The following is a 10,980-nucleotide window of genomic DNA, read 5'->3' as shown; positions in this document are numbered from 1 at the left end:
TAGCTCATTTGCTAAACTCTAGCTTTTTGTTGCTTTGTTTTCATCTTTATAACGCAAGTTATAAAAACGATTATTGTTGACGTTTTGTTTGTTCAGTTTTCAAAGAGCAATCTGTTTCATTTAATCGCTTGCTTCAGAAGCGACTTTATCAATTTACCATGAAAGCAATCTTAATGTCAACAACTTTTCAGAACTTTTTTATTTCATCTAAAATCCCTTGTTGAGGACGAGAAATAATATACCATGTATATTTTTAATTAGCAATACATTTTTTAAGTTTTTATTCGTAAGAAAACCAAATTTTATCCCAGGCTCTAGTTCCTTCCTATATCTTAAAATAAACACACCATTTGTTCAGTTATTTTTAATAATAAGAAATACTAATTAAAAAATGCCGATATAATGATTGCAAAAACAGGTTACATATATGAAGATAAAGAAAATTATCCTCCGTCTCCATTACATATGATAATCGGAAACCTCATGTTTTCAACCTCTTAATAATGGTTATATACGCTACAAAATAGAGAGAAAGGAAAATCCACTAAAAAACTTAAGTATCAATTGTGTTTTATTGATAAAAAATACAAGCGGACTAAAAACATAAATAAAAGAGCTTTAAGCCACATAATTATATAACAACCAGATTACAGGAGGTATTATGCTTATCGACATCGACTTCTTAGTTAAATTAGGGATTTCAACAGGACTTGGCTTGATTATCGGTTTAGAAAGAGAAATAAAAAGGAAGCCTGTTGGCTTAAAGACAAGTCTTGTTATCAGTATTGTGAGCTGCCTGCTCACTATTGTTTCTATAGAGGCAGCATATAAGTTTCCCGGGAGCGAGTTTGTAAATATTACAATGGACCCCCTTCGCCTTCCTGCACAAATTGTTTCCGGCATCGGCTTTTTAGGAGCTGGGGTAATATTGAGAAGAGGGAATGACAGTATCTCCGGGCTGACGACAGCAGCACTAATTTGGGGTGCCGGTGGAATTGGAATTGCAGTTGGGGCCGGTTATTACATAGAAGCTATCGCAGGTGTAACCCTTTTATTAGTGAGCGTAAAGTTTGTTCCTTTCCTTATGAGCCTTATCGGTCCTAGACAGCTAAGAGAAAAAGAAATAAAAGTTAAGCTCAAAGCAACGGAAAAGGAAGATGTTGCAACTATTATTGCAGCCATAAGAGAATTGAAAGCAGGCATTAAAAACCTGCGCATAAAAGACTTAGAAACCGGTGAACATTCTATCAACTTAATTTTAATAGTTGATCAAAAAAGAGAGTTAACAGAATTCTATAAAGAAATTTCCGGTATTAATGGCGTCAGGGAAATTGAAATAGAAAGCTTAAATTGATTATATTGACCAAATGGGTGGAGAGGTATCTCCATCCATTTATTGTTTTTTAGTTTAGTTATTGCAATATTTCTGAAAATATGTATAATATAATTTATCATCAACCAAACGGGGGCTTAGCTCAGCTGGGAGAGCGCTTGCATGGCATGCAAGAGGTCGTCGGTTCGATCCCGATAGTCTCCACCAACATACATAAATTCAGAAGACATTTGTCATCAATGGCAAATGTCTTTTTTACGTTCTTTTCCCTCTCATTTTAAATCGATATATTTTTCTTCCAAACCTTTCCTTGTATAATATTTTTATATCGAAAAATTCTAAAAAATACAGTGTAAAAAAAAATTATATTTTGTCGGATTTTATGGATTATTTGTCGCACATTCTGTATAATCATGCTTATTGAATTTTTTCAATAAGTTAAAGGAGGTTTTTCATTTTGGGTAAAGCATTAATTATTGGTGCTGGCGGTGTAGCAAGTGTTGTTGCACATAAATGCTGTCAAGTACCTGATGTATTCGAAGAGATTTGTATTGCAAGCAGAACACTTTCAAAATGTGAAGCGCTTAAAAATAAATTAGACGGCGGCAAAACGAAGGTTTCTATTGCCCAAGTCGATGCAGATAAAACAGAAGAAGTAATTGAGCTGATCAACAGCTTCAAGCCAGATGTAGTTATTAACGTGGCATTGCCATACCAAGACTTAACAATCATGGATGCATGTCTTGCAACTGGTGTTCACTACCTTGATACAGCTAACTATGAGCCGCCAGAAACAGCTAAGTTTGAGTATAAATGGCAGTGGGATTATAAGCAAAAATTCGAAGAAGCTGGACTAACAGCACTATTAGGCAGCGGTTTTGATCCAGGTGTTACTGGTGTATTTACTGCTTATGCACAAAAACATCATTTCGATGAAATCCACTATATCGATATCGTGGATGCTAATGGTGGAGATCATGGTTATCCGTTCGCGACTAACTTCAACCCTGAAATTAATATTCGCGAAATCACTGCAAACGGCCGCTATTTCGAAAATGGCGAGTGGGTAGAAACTGCACCTCTTTCTGAAAAGAGAGAGTATGACTTGGCAGAAATCGGACCTAAAAACATCTATCTTCTATACCATGAAGAATTAGAGTCTTTAGCTGTAAACATTAAAGGTGTGAAAAGAATCAGATTCTGGATGACATTCTCTGACAATTACTTGAACCACCTAAAAGTTCTTGAAAATGTTGGTATGACATCTATCGAGCCTATTAATTATGAAGGCAAAGAGATCATTCCGTTGCAGTTCTTGAAAGAATTGCTTCCAGATCCTGCTTCACTTGGACCTAGAACTAAAGGTAAAACAAATATTGGCTGCATTATCCAAGGTATTAAAGACGGCAAGCCAAAAACATATTATGTATACAATGTATGTGACCACCAAGAATGTTACAGAGAGGTTGGCTCACAAGCAATTTCATATACAACAGGTGTTCCGGCGATGATCGGTGCTATGCTTATCATTAAAGGACAATGGAAAAAGCCAGGCGTATACAATGTGGAAGAATTCGATCCAGATCCATTCATGGATGCATTGAACAAACACGGATTGCCATGGCAGGAGAACTTCACTCCAACTCTTATAGATTGAGAGGAAAGCAATGAAAAACATTGAATTTGATAAAGTACCATCTCCTAGTTATGTAGTGGACGAGCGTCTGCTTAAGAAAAACTTGGAGACATTGAACTATGTTCAGGAAAGAACTGGTGCTAAGATTCTTCTTGCATTAAAAGGATTTTCTATGCATTCTGTATTTCCACTTGTTTCAAAGTACCTTACAGGAGTAACTTCAAGCTCTTTGTTTGAAGCTAGATTAGGTTTTGAAAAGATGGGAAAAGAAGTTCATTCATATGCACCAGCATATGTGGACAGCGAGTTCGATGAACTGATGTTATACACGGACCATATTGTCTTCAATTCTTTTGCACAATGGGACCGTTTTAAAGATAAAGTAAGAAATGCTGACAAAAAAATTGATGTCGGAATTCGTATTAATCCAGAGTACTCTGAGATTGAAACAGAACTTTATAATCCTTGTGCACCGTACTCTAGATTCGGTGTTACATTGGATAACTTCGATGCTGATCGGCTTGATGAAATCGATGGCCTTCACTTCCATACAATGTGTGAGCAAAACTCTGACACTTTAAAGAGAACCCTTAAAGTAGTTGATGAGAAGTTTGGCGAACATATTAAAAAGGTTAAGTGGCTGAACCTAGGCGGCGGCCATCATATTACAAGACCAGATTATGATATCGAAACATTGATTGAATGCATTCTGTATTTGAAAGAGAAATATGATGTTGAGGTCTATCTGGAGCCTGGTGAAGCAATTGCTCTAAATACAGGTTATCTGGTAAGTACAGTTCTTGATGTTATGAAAAACGGAATGGACTTGGCTATTCTTGATACATCAGCTACTTGCCATATGCCTGATGTTCTGGAAATGCCATACAGACCTAATATCATCGGTGCTGGTATGCCTGGTGAATATGAATACACATACAGACTAGGTGGAATGACTTGCCTATCTGGAGATGTCATCGGTGACTACTCCTTTAAAGAGCCATTAAAGCCTGGCGATAAAATTGTTTTCTGTGATATGGCTCATTATACAATGGTAAAAAATCATATGTTTAATGGTGTAAATCTCCCTTCTATCGTATCTTACAATGACGAAGAAGGCATTAAAGTCGTAAGACAATTTAAGTTTGAGGATTACAGCAACCGCCTTTCATAAGAAATGAACCCCTTCTCTAAATTAGAGAAGGGGTTTTTTCATGCATATTCCTTCCTGAAAAGGGTAAGTGGAAAAGGATAATAGTTAAAACTAGTAGGAAATAGGGGTGACAGGAAATGAAGCGTATGGAAAACAAAGTAGCTGTCATAACAGGGGGGGCTTCTGGTATTGGTAAGGCCTCTGCCATTCGTTTAGCAAGAGAAGGAGCAAAAATCAGCATACTCGATATGAATCAAGAAAGAGGCATCACGGTCACAAACGAGATTGCAGAGCTAGGCGGCGAGGCAATCTTCTTTCAAGTCGATATAACTGATGAAGAGCAAGTGGCAAACGCAATGGAAGAAACCTTTAATAAATGGGGAGAAATTACTACCCTTCTTGCAAATGCTGGGATTGTCGGAACATTGTCTCCAATCGAGGATTTTTCCACAAAAGATTGGGCTAATACAATCAATAACAATGTCGTCGGAACATTCGAGACTGTTAAGCAGGCAATTCCTTATATGAAAAATAACGGAGGAACCATTACTGTTATTAGCTCTGTTAGTGGTAACCGCCGATTTGCTCAAAAAGGTTTTTCCGCTTACAGTACATCCAAGGCAGCCATTGCAGCATTTGCTAAAATGGCTGCAATTGAGTTGGCACCATATAAAATTCGGGTAAATGCCATTTGTCCAGGTACTATTGATACGAATATTTTTGAATCCATTAAAGAATCCAATCATCCTGATGAGATACAGTTTCCATTTGGCATTCCGGAAGAGGCAATCCCGCTAAAGTCAGATGCAGGCAAACCAGAAGAAGTAGCAAATCTATTCCTGTTCTTAGCATCTGATGAAGCCTCTCATCTGACAGGAACTGAAATTTATGTCGATGGTGCAGAAACATTAATAAAAGGATAGCAGGAGGAATAACATGCCTTACAACGATGTGAAAGATCTGCCAGAATCAGTACGCAATAACCTGCCTTTTCATGCTCAGGAAATTTTTAAAGAAGCGTTCAATGCTTCCTTAGATGAATATAAAAAAGAAGAAACAGCTTTTAAAGTTGCTTGGAGTGCTGTTAAGAACAAGTACCATAAAGATAAAGATGGAAATTGGACAGCCAAGGATTAAAAAAAGACATCAGCCTGTCTGCTGATGTCTTTTAAGCAATGCTTAACTGTTTGTAAGTTTCCCTTCTGTTGATACTTGCCATTCGAATCCATATTTATCCTCGAGTTGTCCATACAAAGGGCTCCAAAATGTTTCTTGCAGGGGCATTTTTACTTTGCCGCCTTCTTGTAAGGCAGCAAATACTTTCTTTGTGTCCTCAATATTTTCCAAAATGATTGCGGTAGTAACATTCGTGCCTATTGTGTATGGCATTCCTGGAAATGTGTCAGAAAGCATTAAGTCCGTATCGCCTACCTTCAGCTGTGCATTTAACACACGGTCTTTAGCTTCTTCTGGAATTGGCATTTCAGGATTTGGAGGCATGTCACCAAAAAGCTGCATACTTATTACCTCAGCATTTAGTGCATTTTTATAAAATTCCACTGCTTCATTACCATTCCCATTAAAAACGAAATAAGGGTACATTGATTTAATCATGATCCCACTCCTTCTTCCCTGAATATTCACTAATATTCTCTTTCATTTAGCAAATTCCTTCTGATTATACAAAAAACAAATTTGACCTCTAAAAGATTAGAGGTCAAAAGGAATGCTTATTGATAGCCGTTTTCACGATTTGCAGCTTCGTCTTTTACTTCTTCTCTGAATGCATTGATTGATTCTTCTCTTCTTTTGTTTTTAGCTTCTATGTTAGCTCTTTCTTCTGAGGAAGCAAATGCCATTGTCTCTTCAGACTTATCAATATTATCTAATGTATTTTCAATCATATCTTGTAGTTTCTCTACATTATCTGCTCTGTTATCTGGATTTGGACGATTATTTGTCATGTCATTTCCTCCTGTAATTTAAAATACTATAGTATTTTGTTTATTTCTTGGTTTTTTATACACAGGAGAAATATGTTATTCCAATACTTTAACATAGATAAAAAGAGGAAAAACATAAATGTCTTTCCTCTTTTTATCAGCTTATAATAGGAAGGGTAATCATCACACATGTTCCCCAGCCTTCCTTGCTTTTCACGGACATTTGCCCGTTATTTTCCTGCAAGAGTCGATTACACACCGTTAAACCGATACCGTTGCCTTTTTCTTTACTTGTATAATACGGTTCCCATATTTGACTGAGAAGCTCTTTGTTGATGCCTTCTCCATTATCTATTATTCGGATGCGAACCATATCAGATTTACTATCAATGATCATCTTGACTTTCCCGCTTCCACCATAGATAGCTTCCAGACTATTTTTTAATACATTGATGATTACCTGCTTGAAATGCGATTTCTCCATAGATATAAACGCATTTTTTTCTTGTCTGTTTACTACAATAATTTCCTTATTCTGTTCAATAGCCAATGCCTGGAACAAAAGCTTAATATTTTGCAATTCGACACTCGGAAGAATGGTTAATAATTCAGCTCTTACAGCTGCTTTAGCTTCAGGCTTGCCAAGAATAAGTAATTCCTTTAATACCTGATTAATTCGGTCTATTTCTTCCAGAAGAATATCTTCAAAGCCAGTTTTATCACTTTTTTCTTTTAAAAGCTGGATAAAGCCTCTTATTGTCGTTAATGGGTTTCTGATTTCATGAGCAACACTTGCAGCCATTTCTCCAACAACCTTCAGCTTTTCAGAAGAGATGATCAACTGTTCGCTTCTCTTTTGCTCTGTTATATCCATTCCAAAATAAATAGTGCGTTTATTTTCGTTATTATAATAAAGTTCTTTCCTGTCCCACAGTATATAATGAACCTTCCCATTAACATCAATGTAATTTTGTGGCTTTACTGTTTCCATACTGATTTCTTGCAAAATAGTCGAAATTGATTCGCCAAGCAAATCAATTTCGGTCTTTTTCAATAACTTACATAATGAATCATTTATTTTAATGATTGTATTTCCATCTATTACTAGAAGATAATTTGGGTTTATATTCATAATTGTTTCAAGCTGTTCACTCTGCTTCCGCAGTTCTCCGTTCATTGCATTTATCTTGAATGATTGCATTTGAAAAAAGCCAATAAATAATATAATTGCAGCAAAAATAGAATTGAAACTAGAGTAATATAACGGAATAAAAGCAAAACCGCTTAAGTTGCCGTTAATGAATATAAGAAGAGCAGCCGCTACCAACTTTATATAGAATCTTTTATCACCAATGTCACGAACCTTTGTCGTAATAAACAGCAACAGAAATGTATTAAGATAGCCGATAACTATGTTTAGCATGAATAGCAGATTACCTACGCCATACACCGGCAGCAAGTGTGATGGTGCTAACAGCTTAGCATCTTTCCATGTATATGACACAATCCCAAAGTCAGTAAAGTTAACAATATAGACAACTAACGTATAGAGAATAAAAAAAGTCAGAATTCCTTTATTTAAAAGCCATCTGTATTTTTTCAACTCCCTATTTTTCCACACTAAGTAATAGGAGAAATAGTACATTATTGGCATAATAAAAATAGAGCCGCCCCTAAAAAAGCGAAACAGACTATCTATCCATTTGAGGGGAAGTACATTTTCTGCATACAGTGTTGCAACATCCATTTGCCAAAAAGATAACATCCCCAAAAATAGAGATAGGGTTATAGCAAGTCTCGTTTTTGAAAAAAACAGGACAGTCAGGGAAATGATGAGTGGTATCATCGCTACCATCATCAATAAAATAAATTCCATCTTAAATCCCTCCTGTCCGATACCGCCTGATGTATATTCATATGATTACACTTAAATAGCAATACTGCTGTAATCAAGGATGTAGTATTTGTTATCATGATGAGTGGTGTTTCCCCAATATAAGTTTTCTTCTTATTTTACTATGAAATGTCTCTTTTGAGTAAAAAGTCTCGTTTTTTTTCTGAAAGAAAAAAAGCAATATGGCTTTAAGATTACCTTTAGCCATGTTGCTTTTTAATCAGTTCCAGCTGTTAGTTAATGAAACTTTACCTATTGCCTTTCCTGCTTCCAAATATTCATGTGCCTTGTCTGCTTCTGTAAAGGAGAATTCCTCTTCATCCACAAGCGGATTAAGCTCCCCGTTCGCCACAATCTCGGCAATTTTTTGAAGGATAGCTCCATGCTCCTTCCTTGATGATTCATCTATTATTTTCAACAGCATAAACGTAACATGCAAGGATAGACCTTTGGCGTGCATCGGTGAAAGGTCATGTGTTGATCTTGCAGCAATGGCAAGAACTGTACCATGTATGGCTGCTGCTTGGAATGATTTATCTAAATTCGTTCCGCCAACCGTGTCAAAAACAGTTTGAAATCCGTTGCCTTGTGTATATTTTTCAACATACTCACTAATAGATTCTTCCTTGTAGTTAATTACTGTATCTGCTCCTAATGATTTTGCTATTTTTGCTTTTTCATTTGAGGAAACAGTTGTATAAACCTCTGCTCCCTTCCATTTTGCTAGCTGAATGGCAACATGACCAACACCGCCTGTTCCACCATGAATCAACACTTTTTGTCCCGCAGATATATTCCCTTTTTCAAAAAGGGCATCCCAAGCGGTAATGCTTACTAATGGCAAAACAGCAGCTTGCTTCATGGTGATGTTTTTTGGTTTATGTGCTAATAACCGGGCGTCTGCGAGCATATATTCAGCTAACGCACCACCTGTTCCTTTAAAGCCGCCAGCACAGCCAAATACTTCATCTCCTGCTTTAAAGTTGTCAACACCCTCTCCTACTTCCTCTATAACACCTGCTACATCGCCATGAAGAACTGCTGGTAGCTCTGGGGAAGCGGCAGGAACTGCTCCTGCTCTAATTTTTACATCAATAGGATTTACACTTGATGCCATTACTTTAATAAGTACATAACCTTTTTTAATAGTGGGTCTATCCATTTCTGATTCACGGAATACAGACGCATCACCATATGAATGAACTAGCATTGCTTTCAACATCATCTCTCCTCTCCATTATCTATTATTTTACAGAAAACAGGCATAATCTGCATTGGTTTTAATTTCACCAAAAAAGGTTATTAGAAAAATAACTTGCTAGCTGCATTATTTCTTATGTATTAAAACAGAACAACCATACAGGAGGAGTTATTATGAGTGACATGTCAAATAAGGTAGCAATAATTACAGGTGCGGCATCAGGGATTGGCCATGCAGCCGCTATCTCTCTAGTTAAAAGTGGAGTTAAAGTAGCATTGCTCGATTTAATTCCTGAAAACTTAGAATCTGTTGATAAGGAAATAAAAGAACTTGGCGGAGAAGCAATCATTTTAGAAGCAAATATTTCTGATGCCTGTTCCATGAGTACAGCATTTGATTATGTCATTAAAAAATGGGGTAAGCTTGATATTGTTTTTGCTAATGCAGGAATTAACGGGAAGGTCTCCCCAATTGAACATCTCTCTCCAGAGGATTGGGACATGACTATGGAAACCAATCTTAAAGGAACCTTCCTTACATTAAAATATGCTGTTCCTCATATGAAACAAAATGGCGGAAGTATTATTATTACTAGCAGCATTAACGGCAACCGAACTTATTCAAGCTTTGGTATGTCAGCATATAGTACTTCTAAAGCTGGTCAGGTTGCCTTTGGCAAAATGGCAGCATTGGAGCTGGCTAAATATAAAATAAGAGTAAATATCATTTGCCCTGGTGCAATTGATACAAATATTGAAGAAAACACGTTCCGAGAGGAAGAAAAATTAAAGGAAATTGCCATACCGGTAGAATATCCTGAAGGAAGTCAGCCGCTTGCACAAAAGTCAGGTGAGCCAAAACAGGTAGCTGATTTAGTTCAGTTCCTGAGCTCAGATGCCTCCAGCCATATCACTGGAACAGAAATTTATATTGATGGCGCTGAATCACTGCTTTAATAAACAAAGGCTAAAGGGGTTACTCCTTTAGCCTTTGTTATTTTCTAGCAAGCAAGTGAGTAAGTATTTAAAACGAATTGTGCTACAATACACCTTATAAACTTACGGGAGGTAATAGATAATGAATCAGGTAATAGAGACTTTAAAACAGCATCGTTCTTATCGAAAATACGAAAACAAACCAGTTCCTAAAGAAATGGTTGAGGCTATTTTGGATTCAGCGCAAGCTGCCCCTTCATGGGCGAATGGACAGCAGGTTACTGTTATACTGGTAGAGGATACAGCAAGGAAGGAAAGATTAGCAGAGCTTTGCGGAAATCAGCAGCATATTAAGGAAGCACCAATATTTTTAGTATTCTGCATGGATTTCTACCGGACAGAGCTTGCAGCCAACCTGGAAAACACTGCTTTTGGTGCTGCTGATCAATCAGACTTGCTTCTTGTTGGAGCAACAGATGCTGGAATTGCATTGGCAAATGCGATAACAGCTGCTGAATCCTTAGGGTTAGGGACTGTTCCTATTGGCGGAATAAGAAGAAATGCACCAGAAGTTGTCGAGTATTTACAGCTTCCTAAATATGTATTGCCTATCTCTGGTTTAAGTATTGGCTTCCCAGCTGAAGATCCTGGTGTTAAACCACGACTTCCTAAAGAAAGCTATGTTCATAAGGAAACTTATAACAGTGATCAAATCGGTTCATTAAAAGAATATAACGATATTTTTAAGCAATACTTGCAAGAACGGGGCAGTGAACAAGCTAACTGGACAAACAGGGTGGCAAACTTTTATAAGCAGCCCTATTACCCAAGTCTAGGACCATTACTGAAAAAACAAGGCTTTACTGCGAAAGATCTGAGCGAATGAAA

At 36.9% G+C, this 10,980-nt stretch carries 11 protein-coding genes and 1 tRNA gene; 8 read left to right on the top strand and 4 right to left on the bottom strand.

The genetic code is table 11. From position 1 onward, the window contains the following. The first annotated feature begins 661 nt into the window (after window positions 1–661). From ACLIJJ_RS20320 to ACLIJJ_RS20295, 6 genes are all read left to right on the top strand, one after another. Window positions 662–1,354, top strand: coding sequence for an MgtC/SapB family protein (locus ACLIJJ_RS20320; protein WP_233316424.1), 693 nt, complete (start codon window positions 662–664; stop codon window positions 1,352–1,354). 110 nt (window positions 1,355–1,464) lie between these two features. Further along, a tRNA-Ala gene (locus ACLIJJ_RS20315) sits at window positions 1,465–1,540 on the top strand. Between the two features lie 250 nt (window positions 1,541–1,790). After that, window positions 1,791–2,990 carry a saccharopine dehydrogenase family protein gene (locus ACLIJJ_RS20310; protein ID WP_233316425.1) on the top strand — a complete coding sequence of 400 codons (1,200 nt, stop codon included), beginning with the start codon at window positions 1,791–1,793 and terminating at the stop codon, window positions 2,988–2,990. 10 nt (window positions 2,991–3,000) lie between these two features. Then, window positions 3,001–4,140 (top strand): carboxynorspermidine decarboxylase, encoded by a 1,140-nt coding sequence (gene nspC, locus ACLIJJ_RS20305; RefSeq protein ID WP_233316426.1) that lies wholly within the window; start codon window positions 3,001–3,003, stop codon window positions 4,138–4,140. 116 nt (window positions 4,141–4,256) lie between these two features. Then, the gene (locus ACLIJJ_RS20300; RefSeq protein WP_411411516.1) at window positions 4,257–5,042 is read left to right on the top strand and encodes an SDR family NAD(P)-dependent oxidoreductase; all 786 of its coding nucleotides are present in this window, start codon (window positions 4,257–4,259) and stop codon (window positions 5,040–5,042) included. Between the two features lie 13 nt (window positions 5,043–5,055). Further along, complete coding sequence (locus ACLIJJ_RS20295; protein WP_251644694.1) at window positions 5,056–5,256, top strand: ChaB family protein; 201 nt, start codon at window positions 5,056–5,058, stop codon at window positions 5,254–5,256. A 42-nt stretch (window positions 5,257–5,298) separates the two neighbouring features. Here ACLIJJ_RS20295 and ACLIJJ_RS20290 read toward each other — a convergent pair whose 3' ends face one another. The 4 genes from ACLIJJ_RS20290 to ACLIJJ_RS20275 all read right to left on the bottom strand — a co-directional run bounded on the left by ACLIJJ_RS20290 (window position 5,299) and on the right by ACLIJJ_RS20275 (window position 9,175). Then, a complete protein-coding gene (locus ACLIJJ_RS20290) occupies window positions 5,299–5,733 on the bottom strand; it encodes a VOC family protein (protein ID WP_341078278.1) in 435 nt (144 codons plus the stop codon). 116 nt (window positions 5,734–5,849) lie between these two features. Next, a complete protein-coding gene (gene tlp / locus ACLIJJ_RS20285) occupies window positions 5,850–6,083 on the bottom strand; it encodes a small acid-soluble spore protein Tlp (RefSeq protein ID WP_233316430.1) in 234 nt (77 codons plus the stop codon). A 136-nt stretch (window positions 6,084–6,219) separates the two neighbouring features. Next, on the bottom strand, window positions 6,220–7,938 hold the full coding sequence (locus ACLIJJ_RS20280) for an ATP-binding protein (protein ID WP_411411515.1): 1,719 nt from the start codon (window positions 7,936–7,938) through the stop codon (window positions 6,220–6,222). Between the two features lie 238 nt (window positions 7,939–8,176). After that, entirely contained in the window at window positions 8,177–9,175 is a 999-nt protein-coding gene (locus ACLIJJ_RS20275; RefSeq protein WP_251644834.1) for a zinc-dependent alcohol dehydrogenase family protein, read from the bottom strand. A gap of 155 nt (window positions 9,176–9,330) precedes the next feature. On the opposite strand from ACLIJJ_RS20275, the gene ACLIJJ_RS20270 reads away from it, so the two are divergent. Together ACLIJJ_RS20270 and ACLIJJ_RS20265 are read left to right on the top strand one after the other, a co-directional pair. Beyond that, window positions 9,331–10,113: an SDR family oxidoreductase gene (locus ACLIJJ_RS20270; protein ID WP_233316432.1), complete on the top strand. Its 783-nt coding sequence runs from the start codon at window positions 9,331–9,333 to the stop codon at window positions 10,111–10,113. Between the two features lie 121 nt (window positions 10,114–10,234). Next, on the top strand, window positions 10,235–10,978 hold the full coding sequence (locus ACLIJJ_RS20265; RefSeq protein ID WP_233316433.1) for an NADPH-dependent oxidoreductase: 744 nt from the start codon (window positions 10,235–10,237) through the stop codon (window positions 10,976–10,978). Window positions 10,979–10,980: the final 2 nt, after the last annotated feature.

It is taken from the genome of Niallia laureatilytica, from assembly GCF_046613985.1.
Lineage (GTDB): Bacteria > Bacillota > Bacilli > Bacillales > Cytobacillaceae > Niallia.
This window is presented reverse-complemented; position numbering and strand designations above follow the sequence as displayed.